General features: G+C 38.7%; 13 protein-coding genes and 1 tRNA gene. 7 read left to right on the plus strand and 7 right to left on the minus strand.

Annotation, left to right across the window (positions count from 1 at the left end):
• The first annotated feature begins 136 nt into the window (after positions 1–136).
• Entirely contained in the window at positions 137–1,102 is a 966-nt protein-coding gene (gene dusB / locus M0R16_00715) for a tRNA dihydrouridine synthase DusB (GenBank protein ID MCK9611406.1), read from the plus strand.
• A 28-nt stretch (positions 1,103–1,130) separates the two neighbouring features.
• Positions 1,131–1,673, plus strand: a complete 543-nt coding sequence (locus tag M0R16_00720) for a Reeler domain-containing protein (protein MCK9611407.1) — start codon at positions 1,131–1,133, stop codon at positions 1,671–1,673.
• A gap of 2 nt (positions 1,674–1,675) precedes the next feature.
• On the opposite strand, the gene M0R16_00725 is transcribed toward M0R16_00720, so the two are convergent.
• Positions 1,676–2,320: an HAD family phosphatase gene (locus M0R16_00725; protein ID MCK9611408.1), complete on the minus strand. Its 645-nt coding sequence runs from the start codon at positions 2,318–2,320 to the stop codon at positions 1,676–1,678.
• A gap of 77 nt (positions 2,321–2,397) precedes the next feature.
• On the opposite strand from M0R16_00725, the gene M0R16_00730 reads away from it, so the two are divergent.
• Positions 2,398–2,471, plus strand: a tRNA-Ile gene (locus M0R16_00730).
• A gap of 64 nt (positions 2,472–2,535) precedes the next feature.
• Here M0R16_00730 and M0R16_00735 read toward each other — a convergent pair.
• The 3 genes from M0R16_00735 to M0R16_00745 all read right to left on the minus strand — a co-directional run bounded on the left by M0R16_00735 (position 2,536) and on the right by M0R16_00745 (position 13,977).
• Positions 2,536–6,288: a M4 family metallopeptidase gene (locus tag M0R16_00735; protein ID MCK9611409.1), complete on the minus strand. Its 3,753-nt coding sequence runs from the start codon at positions 6,286–6,288 to the stop codon at positions 2,536–2,538.
• 84 nt (positions 6,289–6,372) lie between these two features.
• Positions 6,373–10,458 carry a gliding motility-associated C-terminal domain-containing protein gene (locus tag M0R16_00740; protein MCK9611410.1) on the minus strand — a complete coding sequence of 1,362 codons (4,086 nt, stop codon included), beginning with the start codon at positions 10,456–10,458 and terminating at the stop codon, positions 6,373–6,375.
• A 102-nt stretch (positions 10,459–10,560) separates the two neighbouring features.
• A complete protein-coding gene (locus M0R16_00745; GenBank protein ID MCK9611411.1) occupies positions 10,561–13,977 on the minus strand; it encodes a gliding motility-associated C-terminal domain-containing protein in 3,417 nt (1,138 codons plus the stop codon).
• Between the two features lie 302 nt (positions 13,978–14,279).
• Between M0R16_00745 and M0R16_00750 the strand changes: the two genes are divergently transcribed.
• Entirely contained in the window at positions 14,280–15,032 is a 753-nt protein-coding gene (locus tag M0R16_00750) for a PorT family protein (protein ID MCK9611412.1), read from the plus strand.
• Here the strand turns inward: M0R16_00750 and M0R16_00755 are convergent, their stop codons facing one another.
• The 3 genes from M0R16_00755 to asnS form a co-directional block, all read right to left on the minus strand.
• On the minus strand, positions 15,033–15,695 hold the full coding sequence (locus M0R16_00755) for a hypothetical protein (protein ID MCK9611413.1): 663 nt from the start codon (positions 15,693–15,695) through the stop codon (positions 15,033–15,035).
• A complete protein-coding gene (rpoN, locus tag M0R16_00760) occupies positions 15,658–17,169 on the minus strand; it encodes an RNA polymerase factor sigma-54 (GenBank protein ID MCK9611414.1) in 1,512 nt (503 codons plus the stop codon). Before rpoN ends, M0R16_00755 begins: the two co-directional genes overlap by 38 nt.
• A 78-nt stretch (positions 17,170–17,247) precedes the next feature.
• Complete coding sequence (gene asnS, locus M0R16_00765; protein MCK9611415.1) at positions 17,248–18,648, minus strand: asparagine--tRNA ligase; 1,401 nt, start codon at positions 18,646–18,648, stop codon at positions 17,248–17,250.
• A 173-nt stretch (positions 18,649–18,821) separates the two neighbouring features.
• On the opposite strand from asnS, the gene dxs reads away from it, so the two are divergent.
• From dxs to M0R16_00780, 3 genes are all read left to right on the plus strand, one after another.
• Entirely contained in the window at positions 18,822–20,708 is a 1,887-nt protein-coding gene (gene dxs / locus M0R16_00770; GenBank protein MCK9611416.1) for a 1-deoxy-D-xylulose-5-phosphate synthase, read from the plus strand.
• A gap of 3 nt (positions 20,709–20,711) precedes the next feature.
• Complete coding sequence (locus M0R16_00775) at positions 20,712–22,433, plus strand: amino acid permease (protein ID MCK9611417.1); 1,722 nt, start codon at positions 20,712–20,714, stop codon at positions 22,431–22,433.
• Between the two features lie 124 nt (positions 22,434–22,557).
• Positions 22,558–23,127, plus strand: a complete 570-nt coding sequence (locus M0R16_00780) for a C40 family peptidase (GenBank protein ID MCK9611418.1) — start codon at positions 22,558–22,560, stop codon at positions 23,125–23,127.
• The last annotated feature ends 8 nt before the right edge of the window (positions 23,128–23,135 follow it).

Raw genomic sequence — 23,135 nt, forward strand, 5'->3', positions numbered from 1 at the left:
AGTTATGAAAAACAAAATTAAAGACAATTAAAATTAACAAAAGGTTGCATATTAAGCACTTAAATAAATACTTTTGTAGAGGTTTTTACTTCAATAAGTATAAAAAATTATCTTTTATTACGATAATTTTGCATAAATGTTTTTAAGTGAAAATATAGTAGTTCTCGCCCCTATGGAGGATGTTACTGATTCCTCCTTCCGAAAGGTATGTAAATATAATGGTGCGGATATAGTGGAGACTGAATTTGTGGCCTCGGATGCACTGATAAGGAATATTGAAAAAAGTTTAAAAAAATTACATTTTTCAGAAGAAGAAAGGCCTCTGGGGATACAGATATTCGGGAATAACGAGCATACGATGGTTGAAGCAGTAAAAATTGCCGGGAATTATAAGCCTGATTTTATTGACCTGAATTTCGGATGCCCGGTAAGAAAAGTGGTTGAAAAAGGTGGCGGTGCTGCCTTATTGAAAGATATTCCTAAAATGCTTAAAATTGTAGATGTGGTGGTTAAAAGCACTTCGCTGCCTGTCTTTGTAAAAACACGCCTTGGCTGGGACGAAAAGAAACTCCTTATCGTGGAATTAGCCGAAAAACTGCAAGATTGCGGTATCAGTGCATTGACAATTCATGCCCGGACAAAAGTTCAGATGTATGCAGGCATAGCCGACTGGACATTGATAGGAGAAGTGAAGAACAATCCGCGGATGCACATTCCTATTATCGGCAATGGTGATGTGGACAGCCCTGAAAAAGCTCTTGAGATGAAAAACCGTTATGGGGTTGATGGTCTCATGATAGGCCGGGCAAGCATAGGAAATCCATGGATTTTTCGAGAAATAAAGCACTATCTCAAAACAGGCATTTTACTGTCTCCCCCTAGAGTGGATGAACGTATAGAAACCTGTAGAAGACACCTTACTTCAGCTATCGCTGAAAAAAGTGAAAAAACAGCTATCCTTCAAATGCGTAAGCATTATGGCGGATATTTCCGAACTTTTCCGGATTTTAAAAAATTTCGCATGAAACTTGTGACTTGTTTGTCGTTTTCAGAAATTTCTGACATTTTAAATGAAATTTTATTGCATTATAAAGATATTTAGTATATTTGATAATTAAATTTAAAAACCCATGACTAAAAAATCTTTAATTGCTATTTTTATCACCCTTGTTTTTGCTGTAGGATTTTTAAGCATACAGTTATTCTCATATCCGGGCGGAGCCCCGGCGGCAAAAACAGGTTCTCCTGCCGATGTGAAAACATGCCTGGCTTGCCATAGCGCCACTCTGAAAACCAAAGAAGGCATGATTACTTCAAATGCTACTGACAATAAATATGTTCCGGGAGAAGTTTACACGATTACTGCCACCGCATCGGGTTCGGCGGGTACAAGCCGAATAGGTTTTGAAATTTCACCACAGAACCCTTCGGGAAAACTGCTTGGAGAGTTAATCCTGACCAACAGCAATGAAACAAAACTGTTGTCAAAAGGAAAGTACATTACCCACACCAACCAGGGTTCGCTTGCCAGCGGAGGGAAGAAATCATGGAGTTTCAAATGGAAAGCTCCTACAGCAGGTACAGGTGATGTAACATTTTATGGTTGTTTTCTGGTTTCAGAAAGCTCTCAGCTTGTGTTTACCTCTCAGTTGGTGTTGAAAGAAAAAAAATAAGTTCACTCCAAACATTCAGGTTTTAATAACCCTTTGTCAAAAAAGGAAGTTATTTCTTTGTCTTTTAGCCAAAGGGCTTGCATGCCAAGTTGTTTTGCAGGTGGGAGGTTTTGTTCAGAGTCATCAATAAAAAGCGTTTCAGAAGGATTTAAGTTATTTTCGGTAAGTATAAGTTTAAAAAAACGCATATCGGGTTTTCGTAAGTGTGTTTCAAAGGACATATATACTTTTTCAAACAAATCAGACAAGTTATTGTACCCGTATTTTTCCTGTAATTCTCTTTTATAAATGGGGTAGTGAATGGCGTTGGTATTGCTCATAAGAAAAATACGGTAATGTTTTTTTATTTTTTCCAGCAGCCGGATGCGTTTTTCAGGTATGCCTATCAGAATGGCGTTCCAGGCATCCATGATTTGTTGGTTATTCACGTAAGAGGGTAAAAGCTCTTTAAGCTGCTTTATAAAACCTTTCTGGCTTATTTCTCCAGTGTCAAGCCTGTCAAATATTTTTAATTGATTGGCCTGTGAATATTTTTGCTGAAAATTTATGGCTCCGAGGTTTATAAAAGCATCAATACTGCGTTGGAAGTCAAAATCAATAATGACACCGCCGAAGTCGAAAATAATATTTTTGATATTTGGGTACATAAAAAATTTTTGGATAATATGATACAAAGATGTAATTTTGCCGCCACAAAACCAAGAAAATTGCATTCGTTGCAATAGGTCCTATAGCTCAGTTGGTTAGAGCACCTGACTCATAATCAGGTGGTCCCTGGTTCAAGTCCAGGTGGGACCACAGAAATCGAAAAAAGCCTCACAAAATGCGAGGCTTTTTTAGTTATTAGAGATACCGTATTATACTATTCTTTAATTATTTTCTTAAACTCAAATACCTTGCTGTTATTAATTTTTAGAAGGTATACACCTGGGGCAAAAGAATCAGTTTGCACTATTGTTTTTTGGAATAAACTACCATTATAGATTACTGCCCCCAAAGAATTATAAATTTCAAACTCTATTAATTCATTATTGTTTTCTGACACAATTATAAGTTCGTTTGAAAAAGGGTTCGGGAAAACATTTATTGCATTGAAGTGTTGCTCATCAATAACAACCGTAAGTATTGAATAACATGCGGAAGTGTCAACGCAATTATTTTCAGTTATTTCCACGGCATATTCGCCGTTCAATACAGCAGTAAAACTTTGAGCGGTTTCTCCGGGTAAAGGAGAGTAATTATCTAAGCAATCCAGCCATTGATATGATGCCGCGTTGGCATTTGCAGTTAAAGTTTCCCCCTCTTGCTCCACAACAGTATTAACGATATTAATTGTTAAATTGATGGTGATGGTGCTGTCGCACCCGGCGCTGTTTTCGATAATAGCGGTGTTGATTCCGGATGTAGTGTGGATTATTCCATCAGGAGCAGTGTAAGTTTCGCATGCAGTTTCAGAAATTGAACTTGTAGTTTTTTGGTTAATTGTGAGATCAATAGTTATAATTGAGTCACAGCCAGCGGCGTTTTCAATCATCGCGGTTTTGATACCAGAAGTTGTATGAGTGGCCCCATCGGGAGCAGTGTAAGTTTCACAGGCGGTTTCAGAAATATTACTTACAGAATTTTGGTTAATTGTCAGGTCAATGATTATGGTACTGTCGCAACCGGCGCTGTTTGGAATGATAGCAGTTTTTATTCCTGAGGTTGTATAAACAACTCCGTCTGGAGCGGTATAGCTTTCACAAGCCGTTTTGTTTATTGTGCTTGAAGTGTGATTTGATACATTGACAGTAAATGTTGAGATAGTACCTTGCCCGCAATCATTAATACCATTAACAGTAATATTTCCTGAAACCGCAGAAGGTCCGAAATCAACCGTGATGCTGTTGGTGGTGCTTGAGCCGCTTGCTCCGGAAGGCAAAGTCCATGTATAAGCTGATGAATTTGCAATATCCGGTACAGTGTATGTTATTCCTGTTTGCCCCTTGCATACATTTGCTGTGCCTGATATCGCCCCTGCTGCATCCGGCAATGGATTGACCGTTGCGGTAACTTCCTGGCGTGAACTGGTGCAGGAAGGAGATTCAATTTCCCAATCATAATAGTAATAATAAAGGTTTGAACCTGCATTTGTTCCTGTTATTGAAATCTTACCATCTAAATTATATGGGTATGAAACCCCTGAATTATCACGATACATATTTGGATTTGATGTGCCGGTGGCAAGTCTCATATTTGTGCCTACGGGTATGTTGAAATTTAAAGTTATCCTGCTTTCACCTGACGGGACATTAATATTAGCTGACTGAAGGGTTGTGCCTGCACTGTTTTTTAGTTGAATTGTTCTGTTTGCAGTACTTCCAGCATAAACTTTAACCGTTTTAAGCACGACGGGTGTATAACAGCTAAAAACCAGATAATAGCTGTTATTCGTATGCAGGGTAGCCGAGGTTTCTTTACTTACCTTCCCAACATATTCATTTGGAGGGACTATTGACTGTTCGACATAATAATTGGTGGTGATGTTAAGCGCCGGTGTGGTATAGCTTGGGCCTGTTCCCAGCAAAGTTCCTCCCGAGGGAGAATCATACCATTTCATAGTACCTGTGCCATAAGCATTCAGAGTGGCTGTTTCCGGGCTGCAAACCGTATCATCTGTTGTATTAAATCCAACCGTAATAAACGCGTTTTTAATAATTGAGTCGGTGCCGCATGTGCCGCCATAGGCGACCAGTTTTACATTAAATGTACCGTTAGATGTATAGGTGTGCGAAGGGCTAGCCAGAGTGCTGGTAGTTCCATCTCCAAAATACCAGAGGTAAGAGTTTGCATTAATGCTTAAATTATTAAACTGTGCTGTATAGGGGGCTGATGAACACGGATTACTCGAATTTGCTGAGAACTCCGCATCTGTAGGCGATGCCACATAGGCTGCTCCGACACCAACGGCATACCAGGCATTCGTGGTTGACTCAACTTCCTGAGAACAACTTCCGTAAAGGTCAAGAGCTGCCTGAATGGAATAGGTGCGGGCATTGGCGTATTGTGAAGAACTTGTAAGATATACTGTAAGTGTCCGGAATGCAATGCGTTCAGCTTTGGCCATAGTAATACCGGTAACACTGTATGCATTTCCATTATCATTTGTACCGGAGCCACCCTGGCAAAGCAGGTAATACCAAAAGTTTATAACACCTGAGTTGTAATGCACTCCTCCATTATCACCTAGACCTGAGTACCAGTTATCTCCCAGATAAGTATCGGGTTGGTCGTATAGGTTTGGATTCGACATACTGCGAAATGCTTCCCCGATTTCTTCTCCGATAGTCCAGTTATAATCTGCATCTGGTGGTTTTGCATAAAATTCTACGCTGGCTCCGAAAATATCGCTGAATCCTTCATTTAGAGCGCCTGATTGGTTGGAGTATGTGAGGTTAGCAGTGTTTTCTGTCAGTCCGTGGGTTATTTCGTGAGCACAAATATCCAAGGTAGTTAATGGAGAGTTTTGGTTGTCCCCATCTCCATAGGTCATTCGCTCACCATCCCAAAATGCATTCACATAATTATTATCATAATGCACATAGCTTAATAGCTTGAAACCGGCGTTGTTAATACTGTTTCTCCCGTGTATGTAATAAAAATAATCCCAGGTCTTTTCAGTTCCCCAATGGGCATCCCGTGCAACTTCATCCTGCTGGGCGTTGATTCCTGTCCAGTTGTTGTCTGAATCAGTGAAATCAGTGTTGGTGTAATTGGTTCCTGTGTTAAGGTCATAGGTTTCAATTCCTAAACCTCTGCCTGTTTCACGTAAACGGTAGGTAGAACCGGTATAATCTGTTGTTATTGTTCTTGTACCGCTGTATTTTGTATCGGCGCTGCCAGTAGCGTTTGCCAGAATAACAGGTTTCTCCGTGTGAATACGGTCAAGTGTCAGTAAAATATTTCCTGTGGAGGCATCTACAAAAACCCACTGCCGGCTCATCGGCTTATGCGCATAAATATCAAAGCGGTAAGCAAGACGGTAATTGTTGCTTTTGAAATTATTATCGGAAGGAACCAACATCAACTCCCCTTTTGGAAAATAGCTTGCTTCTTCGTTGTTCAGGATATATTTTAACACGCTGTTCTCTCCGGGTATCTGACATTTGTAAATTTCAGCTCCAACGTATTCAAGGGCCTTATCAAGTGCCTGATTTTCATTTAAATTAATTTCTGTTGGAATGTCAAGGTTGCTGAACAACTGCCCGTTCATGCATTCCACCAATTCATTTTTTGCATGAACAATAAAAATATTAGAATGTATGGGATAGCTTTTGTAAGTCTGCTGATACCTGTAATGTGTAAATCCCAGTTCATCCCTTTCAAAACGCAGAAGTTTCAGGTCAAAATCGGAACTGATTTGAAAGTTGTTTTTTAACCAGGGCAGGATGTCTTTAAAATTTATTTCCGAACCTTTAGCAAATCGTATAAATGTAGGAATGTCAAGCAATGTGTCTTTGGCTAGTATTTCAGCAGCAGGAATTATTTTTCTGGCTTCAGCCCCATAAAATTCCTGAGAAAAGGAGTGTTTAGAAAACAAAAAAATAAAGAACAGAATTAAAATATTTCTATTCATAAAAAAAATTTTGTAATAAAATCATGAAAACGATATTTTGAAGAACCTTGAGGGGAAAGGAATAGCTACAATACTTATGTGGCATTATTGTATCAGTGTTACGATTCCTTTATAAATATGTTTTATTCCGGCAAGGTCTTTCACCCTTATGAGATATACATAAGTGCCTTGTACGCATTTTGTATAGTCATATTTGTTTTCGTATGTTCCGTTCCATCCCTCATTGACATCTTTTGTATAAAATATTTCTCTACCCCACCTGTCATAAATAACCATAAAGTAATCTTGAGTATCATACCCGTTGCCCTGAGGTATGAAAATTTCATTTCTGTCGTCATCATTTGGAGTGAAACTATTTGGAATCCAGAAAGCAAAATAGGGATTAACATGAACAGTAGCATACGCAGTATCTTTACAACCGCTTGGTTCACTAACAATCAGCATAATAGGATAAGAGCCTGTATCTGCATATTCATGCATGGCATTTTGTCCGTAGGCGTTACTTCCATCGCCAAAATCCCAATACCAGTTTGTAATATATCCGGTGGATTGGTCATAGAAAAATACAGGACTTTCAAACAAAACAACGTAATCGGGTTTGGTATAAAATGCAGCAGTAGGAGGCGGTTCTTTATCAACAAATATAGAACCATAACCTACACAACCCGTATATGTAACAGTGACGCTATAGGTTCCTTCACCCAGGCCCGTTGCTGTTTGTGTGTTTTGTGGAGGGTCGGTGTCCCAATAATAAGTATATCCACTACCACCAAGGTTCACAGTGGCTGTCCCATCATCAACACCGCAGCTTGATGTTGTTGATGATAATGTAATATTAAGGACGGAATCCACAATTACGGTAATGGTAGCAGAGCCTGTACATCCTTCATCGGTAGAAGCAATAACAGAAAAAGTTGTTGTTGTTAAAGGGTTCACAGTAATACTTTCCCCTGTTTGAGGAGGTGTTGTGCTCCACTCATAGGTATCACCACCGGCAGCAGTGAGTGTCGAAGGGCTTCCAGGGCAAACTGTTTGTGGGGAGGCAGAAACGTCAACAGGAATGCTTTGTGTCATAACAACCTGAACATTGGTGGCTCCGGTACATTCTATGTTATCTGTTACAGTTACAGAATAAATTCCTGCAGTATTCACAATAATGCTTTGCGATGTTTCACTAGTGGACCAAAGATAACTGGCATATCCGCTCCCTGCATCCAGTGAAGTTGAACTTCCCGGGCAAAAGGATAATTCGCCGCTAATAGAGGGTGTTGGACTGGCATTTTCGGTTATAGTTACTGAGGTTGACCCGGAACAACCTGACCCTATATAAACCGTAACAGAGTAAGTTTCTCCTGTAGTAACTGTAATTGACTGTGTTGTGGCACCGGTTGACCAATTATATGATGTATAACCACTTCCGGCATTAAGTGTTGCCGATGAACCGGAACAGAATGAAGTGGGGCCTGTAATAACCGGTGTTGGTGATGATACTTCGGAAATAGTAATAGTTATTGAACCCGGGCAACTGATATTATCCATCACATTCAGTGTGTATGTTCCAGCACCCAGACCTGTAAAGTCCTGTGCGCCGCTGATATTAATATAAGTTGCAACAGTATTTCCTCCACCATCTAATAATGTATAATCATAAGGAGAATTTCCACCACTGGTAGAAACCGAAAAACTTCCATTCGTTTCCCCGGCACAAACATTTACAATATTTGTTGCCATGATATTCAGAGTGGGGCAGGCACCGCAATCGGGTAGCAATGAATAATCTGTAATTGTGTAGGAATTTCCGTAAATGTCAACGACCTGAATGGGGTAATTACCCGTTGGAGTAACTGTGTTTCCAGTTGCAAAGGTATAATAACCAGCAGGAGATGCACATTCAGTTACAGGGATAATGCCATTCATACATTGATTAACAAAAGGCATCCAGGTATAACCGCATGCTTGGCATTCTGCCTGATTTGTGATTGGTGTTGTTGATGCCGGGAGGTATTCTGACCAGGTATAAGGCCCAAAGCCAGCAGATACTGTAATATCTCCATTGCCTTCGGCACAAACATATAATGGAGCACAACCGATGACTGTAATTTCAACAGCGCTTTCGCCGCAGGGCAGCGTATATGTTATTGTATGAGTTCCAATACCGGCTGCTGCAGGGTCAAAAACCCCGCCGGCTGAAACACCTGTCCCGCTCCAGGAGCCACCAGAAGAGCTTACTTCTAAAGTTACCGGAGAATCTGTATCGCATAAGGGCCCGACAGGGCAAATGTTGGCGTCACAGCAGAAAAGTGTCATGGGGTCGCAGGTTGACATATTGCTATATTGTAAATAGCCGGTACGGTTTACGGTATTATAATCTCCGGTTGTTCCGCAATAAAAAACGTTACCTCCATCGGTTACCGTTACATCCGATACCTTATATGATGTAGGTATAGAAGTTATTAAATTAAGGTCGGCATCATATTTTACAATGGCATTTCCTGAACCCACATAAACATTGCCACATTCATCAATATCAATTCCGCTGTTTCCAACCTGATTTCTGCCTAATGATGCTGTTGATAATCCCCCGGGTATCGATGCCTCGGTGATAACAGCCCCGTCAATCAACGAGCGTTTCTGAATATGAGTTCCGTTTTGAGTGTAAACAAAATATCGGTTAGCGCGTATTGACATAATGCCGGAATTTCCATTGTTCGGGCGGTATGTTTCACATTTATAAGCCAAATTGTATCCGCTGTTGTGTCTGAAAATAATAGGTGATGTAGAACCGCAGGCGGAAAAGTCATCATCAATAGCTCCAATGGTGTCCAATGTTAAAAAATAATACCTGGCGTTACGGCTTGAAGTTATTGACCTGACTTCTTCAATAATTGGTGGAATTGCCCACATAAAATTTGAACCAACAATCTGAGTATTTAAAACAGCGCCGCTACTTGTATTAATGTCAAAGATAGCTCCATACAAATCAATCATACTTCCGGTAGTTCCGCCAATGATCAGCTTGGTCTGGTCGCAATTAAATGCAATATTCCAGTATTCATCGGTATTAAATAAAGGCATGGGTGAATTCCACAGCAAACTTCCGGTAGTGCTTATTTTTTGAAGTTTGGCAATGGAGCCTGAAGTAACAAAACTATTACCAGCAAGGTCGGTAGCAAAAGTGCCAAGCCAGTTATTTGCGGTATCATAGGGAGTTATATATGTCCAGAGTAATGTGCCTGAGGCATTATATTTTAAGAGCTTCATAGGCATACATCCTCCGATGATATAAACATTACCGGCGCCATCTCTTTCGGTTTCCCAAACTCCGTTCGAATTCGGGAGGCTGGGTGTTTGTGTCCAGGGGTCAATGATAACCTTTCTAGACATATTGTATGGGTATGTAAAGAAAGATACTGTACTGCCATCCAGGTTAAAATGGGATGTTATGATTTCCGAATGATTGTTTTCGTAAAATGTAAGAGGGGCATGGTCTATGATGTCTCCGAATAAAGTCGGGATATGAATTTCGTTATCAATGACTGTCGGTTGTTTGGAGTAATTCATTTTGATTTTCGACAAGTCAGCTCCGGGATGAAGCACCACTGAATATTTAATTCCATCTTCAGGATGAAATATATATTCAACGTCAACGTTCGGGTAGAGGTTTTTATAGATGATTTTTTTAAATGCTTTTATAAAATTGATGTTGAGATCCTTGTCTCCGCTTCCTTTCAGTGAGTAGCTATAGTAATCCGGTGTTTCTTCTAAAGCAATTATTTCAACGTCAGGGTTTGCATTTTCCCATTGCATTTCAACAACATCTGTAACATGATCCATAGCCGTTACTTCCAATTCTTTCATTTTCCACTCTTCAACGGAAGTAATTTTCATTTCTCTTTTCTTTTCGCGTTTTTCTGCACGCCAGCGTTTAATAAAACTGTATGTTATGCCTTTCTTGGTGAAATAAATAACACTGGAACTGTTATCGTAAGCGAAAAGAACAGGTTCTTCGGAGCCATATATATGAAATTGGCCTTTATTCTCAATAAATACTTTGGCTGGCTCGTATTGAATTTTCCAATCCGTGTTTTGGGCAAACCCCGAAATATTAATAAAAGAAAACAAAAACAGATAAAGAAATAAATTAAAAAAGATTATATTAAATCTTTTCATGACAAATTATTTAAAAAACATACAATATTAATTATTTTTATCAGATAAACGTAAAACCAAGGATAAGAATTTGGTAGCAGTTGGATTTTTGTCAAACTGGTTTTACCTCATTAATGTTACTGTACCGTGCAAATCATATTCCTTTTTATTGAATCCTTTGGCATAAAGAATATAATAATAGACGCCGTCAGCAGCGGGTTGATTCCCCTTAGTGTTGCCACTCCATCCTTGGGTTATGTCATCCCATTCAAATATTTTTTTACCCCAGCGGTTGTATATCGCACAACTAAATGTTTCAATTCCTTTACTTTCCATTTTGAATTCATCATTTACGCCATCACCGTTAGGAGTGAAAATATTGGGGACAACAAGTTCTGCGGGGAAAAGAACATTGATGGTAACCGTAAATGTATCAGCGCAATAATACGGGCTGCCACTGGTTACAATAAGAGTTACAACATAAGTCCCCGCCGAATCAAAGGTATGACTGGGATTTGGAATGCTGTCATAGTTATTTGCACCAGACAATGGATCACCAAAATTCCAGAAATATTCAGCTATTCCGCTTCCAGTATGATTAAATGAAACGATAAGGGGTATGTCGCCTTCAGTGGGATTGGCAATAAAATAAGCATTTACATGAATATCTGTTGAAATAACCGCGCTGCCAGTTTTGGTGCACGAATTGGCGTCAGTTACTGTAATGTTATAGTTTCCAGCGCACAAACCATTAATGTTAGCAGAAGAGGATGTGTATCCGGCAGGGCCTGTCCAATAATATGTCAAGGTACCTCCCCCTCCTGTGATATCAGCATTTATGGTTCCATCGCATTCACCCGGGCAATGCTCATTGGCGGGTGTAAGCGTAATGTTAATTTCGGGTGATTCTTGAATCTGAACCATGGTGCTTCCCGGGCAGGTATCGTTGTCAATGATATTTAGGGTGTAAAACCCTGCACCCAGTCCATCAAATGTTTGTGTGTTGTTTGCATCTTCAATATACTCAACAGGGTTGCCGCCACCGTCTAATAGAATATAATCATAAGGTGATGCACCTCCATTAACAGTAACCGTAAAACTGCCATTAGTTTGTCCTGGACAAACTCCGATATTACTTGTAATATCAAAATATAGAGACGGGCAGCTTCCACAAGAAGGTACCAGTGATGTATCGTTTATGACAAACTCGTTGTTGTCAACATCAACAACCCTGAAAGGAACAACACCCTGATATGAACCTGTAGTTCCTGTTGAATAAGTTGTCCATGTGGTAACATACACTCCGTTGCAGATAGGCGGCATGCATTGTCCCATGGGGCATCCGCTGCAATCAAGCGTTTGGGAAGATGTTTGCCAGTTATAAGGGCCCGTTCCTCCAGAAACAACAAAATTTCCATCAAGATCCTGGCATACATTCAGAGTAGCACATGTTAGAACGGTGATGGTGATTGTGCCGGAACCGCATGGTAAAGTATAAGTGATGGTATGTGTCCCAGGACCTGCGATACCGGGGTCAAAAATTCCGGTTGTGGGGTTAACGCCAGGCCCGCTCCAGGCACCGCCACCGGTGTTTGTTTCCAATTGCACGGAGGGAGCAGTATTACACATAGGTTCTACCGGACAAATATTTGCATCACAGCAATACAAAGTCATTGCAGCACAGGATGACATATTTGCGTGTTGAATGGTACCTGTACGATTGGTAGAATTTAAATCACCTGTAGTTCCGCAGAAAATAACATTGCCCCCGCTTGTTACGCCTACGTCAGAAACCTTATAAGTTGTCGCGATTTCGCTTATGTAAGTCAGGTTAGCATCATATTTCACTATCCTGTCACCAGAGCCTACGTACACATTTCCACACTCATCAATATCAATACCGCTATTACCAACCTGATATCTACCTAAAGAAGTGGTTGACTGTCCTCCAGGTATAGCAGCAGTTGTAATCACAGAGCCATCAGTAAGTGAACGCTTCTGAATTTCTGTGCCATTCTGAGTATAAACAAAATCGCGATTAGCGCGGATGGCCATGATACCCGAATTGCCATTATTAGGACGATAGTTTTCGCATTTATATGCCAGGTTATAACCACTATTATGAGCAAAAATAGTTGGCGAACTTGTCTGACATACAGAAAAATCATCATCAATGGCTCCAATGGTGTCAAGCGTGAGAAAATAATACCTTGAGTTTTGGCTTGAAGTTATTGACCTGACTTCTTCAATGATGGGAGGAAGAGCAAACATAAACCCTGCGCCAACAACTTTAACACTATTAACACTGCCATTGCTGGTATTGACATCAAAAATTGCCCCTTCCAGATTAGTCATATTTCCTGTAGTTCCACCTATAATCATTTTTGTTTGGTCACAGTTAAAAGCAATATTCCAATATTCATCAGTATTAAAAATAGGTGCAGGAGCGCTCCATTCCAGTCCGCCACTAGTATTTATTTTTTGTAAGGCTGCTATGGAACCTGATGTAACAAAACTGTTTCCGGCATTGTCAGTAATAAAAGTGCCTAGCCAGTTGCCTGCGGTATCGTATGGAGTGATATATGTCCATTGGAGAGTTCCGGAAGCATCGTATTTGAGAAGTTTCATTGGCATACAGCCGCCAATTATATATACATTTCCCGCATCATCTTTTTCACATTCCCACACTCCGTTTGAATTTGGCAAAGATGGAGTCTGGGTCCATGGGTCAATAATTACTGTTTTATTTGATTTAAAAGAAGAAATAAAGAATGAAACTGTATTTCCGTTGACAAAAAACTTTGAAGAGATTACATTTGAGTGGTTATCAGCGTAAAAAGTTAAAGGGGCGTGGTCAATAATATCACCGAAAAGAGTAACAATATGAATATCATTATTATCAGATAAAAAGGGTGTTTTGGAATAATTCATTTTAATTGAAGACAAATCTGCCCCGGGATGAAGAATTAGAGAATACTTTATGCCGTCTTCCGGATGAAAAATGTATTCAACATCAATGTTGGGATATAAGTTTTTATAAGTGATTTTTTTATAGGATTTAATGTAATTTATGTTGGTTGCATTACGGTTTTTATCTTCAAGAGTGTAACTGTAGTAATCATGTGTAACTTCAGAAGGGATAATTTCAACATTCGGATTAGCGCCTACCCAGTTCATAGCAACTACATCTGTAGAGTATTCCATTTTCAGGGCTTCCATTTCTCTTAGTTTCCACTCTTCCACAGAGGTAACCATAGCCTCCCTTTTTTTCTCCCGTTTTTCAGCTGACCAGCGGTTTATAAAACTGTATGTTACACCTTTTTTTGTGAAATAGATAACAGAAGAATTGTTGTTATAAGCAAAAAGTACAGGCTCATTGGAACCGTGAATATGGAATTGCCCCTTATTTTCAATAAAAACTTTTTGAGGTTCATACTGTACAGCCCAATCACTGTCTTGAGCAAATACATTCATTGCCAGATATAAAAATAATGTAGTAAAACAAAATGTTTTGAACAATGAGATTAAGATTTTATTCATGTTTATAAAGATTAACGGTTAAAAAATGAAGACAAAACCTTTATTTAAGATAAATTCACTAGCTTACAAATATATAAAAAATTTTAAAAACAAATCTTTGAATATTAAAAAATCAAAAAATTGAATCGTAATTTTATAACATTCCTGTCATTTAAGACAATAAAAACATAATTTTGGTTGTTTAATATTATTAATAATAAAAAATTAAAAAAAATTTTATTATATTTATTTCTTTAAGTAATGAGACACTCATAAGTTTTTTTGTTTTATTTTAATCTTATCTTTGCAAAAAAAATTGTTTTATGAAAAATTGTTTAGTATTGGTTTTAGTGTGCCTTGTTTCGCTTACAAGCATAAAAGCTCAAGATAAAGAAGACATCAAACAAAAATTTAAGGGGAAACTCACTCAGGCCGATCGGATTATTTTGGATGTTTATACGGATATATGGCTTAAATATCCTTCTGACTCCATGAATATTAATAAAATAAACAGAGGCCTTAATTTTTATTATGTTCGCGAAATACCTTTTGGAACAAGTAATTTTAGTTTTGCAGGCGGATTGGGCTTTAGTTTTCAAAATTTATACAGCGATGCCATGCCCATAAATTATACTGTTGATACTGCCGGTGTCAAAACTTTCGGGGGCAATACATATTTTACACCAATTCCGGATTCATCCATTGACAGGGCTCAGGCAATTCATTACCGTAATAATAAGTTTACAGTCGCTTATATTGACATTCCTATTGAATTTCGTTTCAGATTGAAAAATAATTCATTTAAGTTCTATGTGGGTGGAAAATTTGGTGTTATGCTGAGTAATCACTGGAAATACAATGGCGATAACTTTAATGAAAATTATCCAACCCCAACTATGAAAATTAAACAATACAATATTCCCAATGTTAGCCCGATTCGTTATGGTATTACTGTACGTACAGGTTGGAAATGGATACAGGCTTATGCTTATTATTCCTTATCAAATTTGTTTAAAAAAGGCAAAGGCCCCGAAATGTATCCTTTATCTGTTGGGTTAACTATATCCCCTTATTAATCAGTTTATTTTAAAAAGGGTTAGAATAAGAAATACCGATAACCCGATAAGATATCCAAAATAAATCTCTGTAGAAGTATGTGATTTTAATTTCATACGGGCATAAGCTATTATTCCTGATAAAAAAATAGTTCCACAAACAGGAAGTAATAAATTTAGATTCATAATGTTCGAGAAACCTGCAAAAAATCCTGTTAGTCCTCCCGCTCCCGCCATATGTACGCTGATTTTTATTTTGAAATTAAGAATCAAAATGATTATTGAAATAATGCAGGAACCCAGCAGCAAGGTGCTGTAAATACCGGGCAAATGCGTGCTAAGCAACATGCGGTAAACGATGTAATAAATAAGGGAATTAACAAGATATGGATATATCCTGTCCTCCTTATTTTCCATATACATGTTTGCAATGATTTGTTTTCTTTTTAAAATGAGGTAAATAACAAAAGGAATTACTACTGTTGAAAAGAAAAAGATGAAAAATAAGAGCATTTTTGCAGTAAAAGGAAGTATTATTGAAACATAGGTATTGATATTAAAAATAAATAAGAGTGCATAAATAGGTATAAGATTCGGGTGAAATACTAAAGAAATTATTTTAGCAAAAAGCTCTTTCATAGTGGCTTTAAAGTTCTTTTCGAAGCCGTGCAACAGGTATTTCAAGCTGTTCGCGGTATTTGGCTACGGTGCGCCGCGCAATATTGTATCCTTTATTTTTGAGTATTTTAGTCAGCTGGTCGTCTGTTAGAGGTTTTCTTTTATTTTCAGAAGCGATGCAGTCAGAAAGAATTTTTTTTACTTCACGGGTTGATACCTCTTCGCCGGATTCTGTCAGTAAAGATTCGGAAAAGAAACTTTTTAATAAAAAAGTACCAAAGGGAGTTTGAACATATTTACTGTTTACAACACGTGAAATTGTTGATATGTCAAGGTTGACTTTTTCAGCAATATCTTTTAGTATCATGGGCTTCAGTCGTGTTTCATCTCCTTCAACGAAATATTCCTTCTGATGTTCCATGATGGCTTTCATGGTGCGGAAAAGCGTATCGTGCCGTTGTTTTATCATATCAATAAACCACCTGGCGGAATCAAGTTTTTGTTTTACAAAAACGGCAAGGTCTTTCTGCTGGGATGTATTCTTCTTTTTGTTTTGAGTAAGGGTTTCTATCATATCGAGGTATGCCTTGCTGACTCTTAATTCGGGAGTATTTTTTGAGTTCATGCTAAGGTCAAGCTGACCGTCAGTATTGGTGATGTAAAAATCAGGAACGATATATTGATTGGGCTTCGCATTATCTATTAAAGAACTACCCGGTTTGGGATTTAACTGTATGATTTCGTTGATAGCAGATTTTAATTCATCGCCTGTGATATCAAGCTTCTTTTCAATTTTGTCGTAGTGTTTTTTTGTAAACTCGGTAAAACATTTTTGTAATATGGTTTTTGCCAGTTGTGTGGAGCCCGTGAAGTTTTCTTTTCGTTCCAGTTGAATTAGCAGGCATTCCTGAAGGTTGCGTGCTCCTACGCCATATGGTTCGAATTCCTGAATAATTTTCAGCAATTCTTCCATTTCTGGGACAGCGGTATTTATATTATGAGTAAAAGCAAGATCATCAACCATGGCAGGCAAGTCTCTTTGCAAATAACCCGAGTCATCAATGTTGCCAATAATATAACTGGCTATCAGGCGTTGGGGTTCGTTAAGTTTTCGAAGACCAAGTTGTGTCTCAAGAGTCTCATGAAATGTTTGCCCAACCGAAAAAGGAATTTCCTTATGCTCATCTTCATCAGGATTGTATTCATAAGAGTTTAATTTGTAATCAGGAGTGTCGTCTTCTTCAAGATAATCTTCAAAAGAAACTTCTTCCGGGTCTTTTTCGGCCTCTTCAATTTCGTTTTCTAATTCGTCATTTTCATTGTCTTCTTCATCAGCAGGAGTATCAGAGATATCCGGGTTTTGTTCTTCTTCGTCTAAATCTTTTGTGTCGTTTGAGTCTTCAAGGGCTGGATTTTCTTCCAACTCTTCTTTTATTCTTTGTTCCATTGCTGTTGTGGGCAATTGTAATAGTTTCATCAGCTGAATTTGCTGTGGAGAAAGTTTTTGTTGTAGTTTTTGTTGTAGTTTTTGATTAAGCATGATCTTACTGCCGTAGTTTATTTGACGAAAATAATCAATTTCAATTAAAAAAACAAAAAGAAAATTATTTATATCGAATTAAAATTCCGCATTTTTGGGGGTTCTTGGGAAAGGTATTACATCGCGGATATTTGACATGCCTGTCACAAAAAGCATAAGCCGTTCAAACCCCAACCCAAACCCACTGTGCGGTGCCGTGCCAAATTTTCTAGTATCCAGATACCATTGCATTTCTTTATCCGGGATGCCCATTTCTTTCATCCTGTTTAAAAGAGTTTCGTAAATTTCTTCGCGTTGCGAACCCCCGATTATTTCTCCTATTTGCGGAAATAAAACATCCATGGCACGAACCGTCTTGCCATCACTGTTCTGCTTCATGTAAAAAGCTTTGATTTCTTTTGGGTAATCAGTCAAAATTACCGGTTTTTTAAAGTGTTTTTCCACAAGGTATCTTTCATGTTCTGCCTGAAGGTCGTTTCCCCAGGCGTATGGAAACTCAAACGTCTGTTCAGCTTTTTGCAATATGTCAATGGCTTCGGTATATGTGAGTCTGGCAAATTCGCTTGAAACAATCATGTTCAGGCGTTCAATAAGGCCTTTGTCATACATGTTATTAAGAAATTCAAGGTCTGCAGAATAATTTTCAAGGGCATAACGGATGAGATATTTCAGAAAATCTTCTGCAAGGTCCATATTTTCTTTAATTTCATAAAAAGCCATTTCTGGTTCTATCATCCAGAATTCGGCAAGGTGACGGGGAGTGTTTGAGTTTTCGGCCCTGAAAGTTGGTCCGAAAGTGTAAACTAGTCCTAATGCCAGTGCGCCGAGCTCTGCCTCAAGCTGGCCCGACACCGTAAGGTTGGTTCTTTTCCCGAAAAAGTCCTGTATGTAGTCAATTTCTCCTTTTTCATTACGCGGCGGATTACCGACTTCGAGTGTGGTTACCTGAAACATAGCGCCGGCTCCTTCGGCATCAGAACCGGTAATGATGGGAGAATGAATGTAATAAAAACCTCTGTCATTAAAATATTTATGTATGGCAAAGGACATGGCGTGGCGCAGGCGCAGGATGGCTCCGAAAGTATTTGTGCGAGGCCTCAGGTGGGCGATTTCACGTAAAAACTCCATGCTATGGCCTTTTTTCTGCAAAGGATAAGATGCTGCATCGGAAGTGCCGTAAACCTGAATTTCTTTGGCATGAACCTCAACATGCTGGCCCTGTCCGGGAGATTCAACAAGAATTCCATTAACGGATATGCATGCCCCTGTGTTAATGTTTTTTATGAGTTCTTCATCAAATTTTTCAATTTCAGCCACTACCTGAATGCTGTGAATAATTGAACCGTCATTCAATGCAATAAAAGCAAGCTGTTTATTGCCTCTTTTAGATCTTACCCAGCCTTTCAGATTTACCTGTTTCCCAAAATCCTTTAACTCAAGTATATCTTTTATTTTAAAGTATGAAAATAACTCTTCCATCCATAAATTTTTTGCAAAAAAAACACTTTTTATGCTCATTACCAAAATTTAATGCAGCAATATATAGCTACCCGAAAAAGAAGTTATGTTCAATATACCTTGGTAAAGGTTTTTTACAAAACAAAATTTTATAATTTTACACACGATTTTCTGTTATAAAGAGTTTGTTACTCATGACTGTTAAACAAGGGCCATTACTTTCAAAAGTAAATTCTGTCGAAGACTTAAGGAAACTAAGCGTTAACGAACTTCCTGCTTTATGTAAGGATATCAGACAATTTATTATTGATATCACCAGTTTTAATCCGGGGCATCTGGGTGCAAACCTGGGAACTATTGAACTTACCGTGGCAATACATTATGTTTTTAATACTCCTTATGACAAACTGATATGGGATGTCGGGCATCAGGCATACACTCACAAGATACTGACTGGGCGTAAAAATATTTTTCATACCAATAGAAAGTATAAGGGAATCAGCGGTTATCCGCGTATGGCTGAAAGCGAATATGATGCTTTTGGGGTGGGGCATTCATCCACATCTATTTCTGCAGCATTGGGGATGGCAATAGCTTCATCCTTACAAGGAGAGCCAGACAGGAGACACATTGCTTTTATCGGTGATGGTTCTATGACAGCAGGAATGGCCTTTGAGGCAATGAATCACACCGGAGTGTCTAAAACCAACCTGCTTGTTATTTTAAATGATAACGGTATTGCTATTGATAAAAATGTTGGGGCATTGAAAGAGTACCTGATAAAAATTACTACATCACGCTTTTATAACCGTTTAAAACTTAATCTCTGGAATATACTGAGAGGGAGAATTATCAGGGCCATGATCAATAAGTTACTCACGACACTTAAAACTGCCATTGTCAAACAAAGTAATTTATTTGAATCGCTTAATTTCAGGTATTTCGGGCCGGTTGATGGTCATGATGTGATACGCCTTGTAAAGATTTTAAACGGCATAAAAGATATGCAGGGGCCAAAATTGTTGCATTGCATCACTGTGAAGGGAAAGGGCTTTGAGTATGCTGAAAAAGAGCAGACTCGTTTTCATGCACCCGGAATTTTTGACCCTGAAACCGGTGAAGATATTGAAACGTCAGACCAGAAAAAATTTACAAAATATCAGGTTGTCTTTGGAAAAACTTTAGTAGAGCTTGCCGAAAAAAACCCAAAAATTATCGGAATAACACCCGCCATGCTTACCGGAAGCTCAATGTGCATGATGGCGGAGAAATTTCCAAAACGTACTTTCGATGTGGGTATTGCAGAGCAGCATGCTGTAACATTTGCAGCAGGGATGGCCGCTAAAGGAATGTTGCCATATTGCAACATCTATTCAAGTTTTCTTCAACGTGCCTATGACCAGATAATACATGACGTAGCCATTCAAAAGCTTCCGGTTGTTTTCTGTATTGATCGTGGTGGGCTTGTTGGCGAGGATGGCGTTACGCATCACGGAACCTTTGATCTGGCATACCTTCGTTGCATTCCAAACTTGATTGTGTCGTCTCCTATGAATGAAGAAGAGTTCAGGAACCTACTTTATACAGCGCAGTTTACAGAGCTTCCGTTTTCAATAAGATATCCGCGCGCTTTAGGTGTAATGGATAACTGGGAAAAACCTATGCGAAAAATAGATATCGGAAAAGGCAGAAAAATTGCTGAAGGCAACGAACTTGCGATAGTTAGCATAGGTCATCATGGAAATTATGCGTTGAATGTTATAAAAAAACTTAAAGAACAAAACATCGCGGCAGGGCTTTATGATATGAGGTTTTTAAAACCCATTGATGAAGATTTGCTGCATGAAATATTCACTCACTATAAAAAAATTATCACCATCGAAGACGGAACTATTATTGGTGGTTTAGGAACAGCCGTCATTGAGTTTAAAAATAATCATGGATACAATGCTGAAGTCATAAAAATGGGAATTCCCGATCGTTTTATTCAACAGGGAACTCTGATGGAACTTTATACTGAATGCGATTATGACGAAAAGAGCATTTATGAAACAGCAATGAAATTATTAAGCAAGAAATAAGTTTTGCGGTTTAACAGTCTTTTCCGGAAAAAATCCATTCCCGACATACTACGTCATGCAGAGGATTTAAGCAGAGATACCCACAAGCTTAAAAAAAACCTCAACCTTAAAGACCTTACAGCGCTTGGAATTGCCGCTATTATTGGTGCAGGGATTTTCAGCACCATTGGTAATGCTGCCGCCAGCGGAGGGCCGGCAGTTTCATTATTGTTTGTCTTTACAGCTTTTGCATGCGGTTTGTCAGGGCTATGTTATGCCCGTTTTGCTTCTGCCATTCCTATCAGCGGGAGTGCATATACTTATGCTTATGCAAGTTTTGGCGAACTTATAGCCTGGATTATCGGTTGGGACCTTATAATGGAATATGCCGTAGGGAATATCGCCGTGGCAATCTCATGGTCCGATTATTTTATAGGATTGTGTAACGGGCTGCACATTCACATACCTGCATATTTATCAACTGACTTTTTGAGTGCATCACGGGGATATCATACAGCAGTAGAGCAACTTTCGTCAGGCATGTCGATAGACTCCCTGACATCGGGGTTGCGTGAATCATACAATGCATGGACAGGAGCCCCGGAAATTTTTGGTTTGAAAATAATTGCAGACATCCCGGCATTTGGGATAGTTGTGCTTATTTCCACTCTGGTTTACATAGGTATTCGCGAATCAAAAATTGCCAGCAACCTGATGGTTTTTCTAAAATTATTGATTTTATTATTGATTATTGCTGTTGGCGTTTTCTATGTTGATACCGGCAACTGGCATCCTTTTGCTCCTAATGGCGTGTCGGGGGTGTTAAAAGGTGTGGCAGCGGTGTTTTTTGCCTACATAGGTTTTGATGCCATTTCAACAACAGCCGAAGAATGTAAAAGGCCACAGAAAGATTTACCCCGTGCTATTATTTTGTCGCTGGTTATTTCTACGGTTTTATATGTGATTATCAGCCTGATATTGACGGGCATGGCTCCCTATAATGAACTTGCTGTAGGGGACCCCCTTGCTTATGTTTTTCATCGCCTTAATCTTAGGGGCTTTTCCGGTGTCATTGCTGTGAGTGCCGTAATATCCATGGCAAGTGTACTTTTAGTGTTTCAACTCGGGCAGCCTAGGATATGGATGAGTATGAGCCGTGACGGCTTGTTGCCAAAGAAATTTTCAAAACTGCATCCAAAATACAAAACCCCTGCATTTTCTTCTGTAGTTGCAGGATTTCTGGTGGCCATACCCACCTTATTTATGAACCTGACCGAAGTGACAGACCTAACAAGCATAGGTACACTTTTCGCATTTGTCCTTGTGTCGGGCGGAGTGCTGGTGTTGGATAACCCCAAAAAGAATAAACAACTGACATCCGAAAAAGCATTCAAAATACCATATCTAAATTCCAGGTATTTTCTTCCATTAATATGGGTAGCCGTTTTTGCGGCAGTTTATTTTATGAACGAGGTTTTTTTAGAAAGTTTTTTTAGCGTAAAAGGTTTAATAATAAACAAAATACCGCTTATGATTTTTATTATTGTTGCTATTATACTTACATTTTTTGCTGTCAAAAAACAATTTTCACTGATACCTGTACTGGGACTGCTTACTAATTTATACCTCATGACGGAACTTGGCATAACCAACTGGCTTCGTTTTCTGATATGGCTGGTAGTAGGGTTATTATTGTATTTTGTTTACGGTTACAAACACAGCAGACTCACCAAAATCAAAACATAAATACCTGATTTGGCGGTTACAAAAATTATATATATCTTTGTCCTCCAATACAATATAAATTGTTTTGCTTCTTGATGCTTTCATCTTTTGTGTCAATTAAGTAACAAAATATATATCAAAAACAATGCGGGGAAAAATAAAAACAGAATATATCCTTAACTTACTTTTTGTTTTGTTGATGGCTTTAATTATTCCCAATATTCACAGCCAGCCGGGGAATTTTTATCAGAAGAACGATTCTATCTTTTCACTTAAAAAGGATAGTATTCCTCCGGATACGATTATAAAACCTGAATATAACGAATCTATAATTGACAGTGTTATACTTTTCGGTAAACAATTTCTGGGCTTGCATTATAAGTATGGAGGTTATACTTCTCAGGGATTTGATTGTTCGGGATATGTTTCTTATATCTTTAAAAATTTTGGTTATTCTTTCCCGAGATCTTCTTCCGGGATGGCAACAGTGGGGGAAAAAGTAGATATTAAATCAGCACGTAAGGGCGATTTTATTTATTTCAAAGGCCGCAGCACAAAATCCAGTCATGTGGGACATGTGGCCCTGATCATCGAAGCCGACTCAGGCCAGGTGACCATGATGCATTCATGCCATCGGGGGGTGCTGATCGAAAAATATAATGACAGCGATTATTACAAAAGACGATACTTGATGTGCAGGAGGTATCGGTTTTAGTTTGCTGG

The organism is Bacteroidales bacterium, assembly GCA_023228145.1.
Lineage (GTDB): Bacteria > Bacteroidota > Bacteroidia > Bacteroidales > CAIWKO01 > CAIWKO01.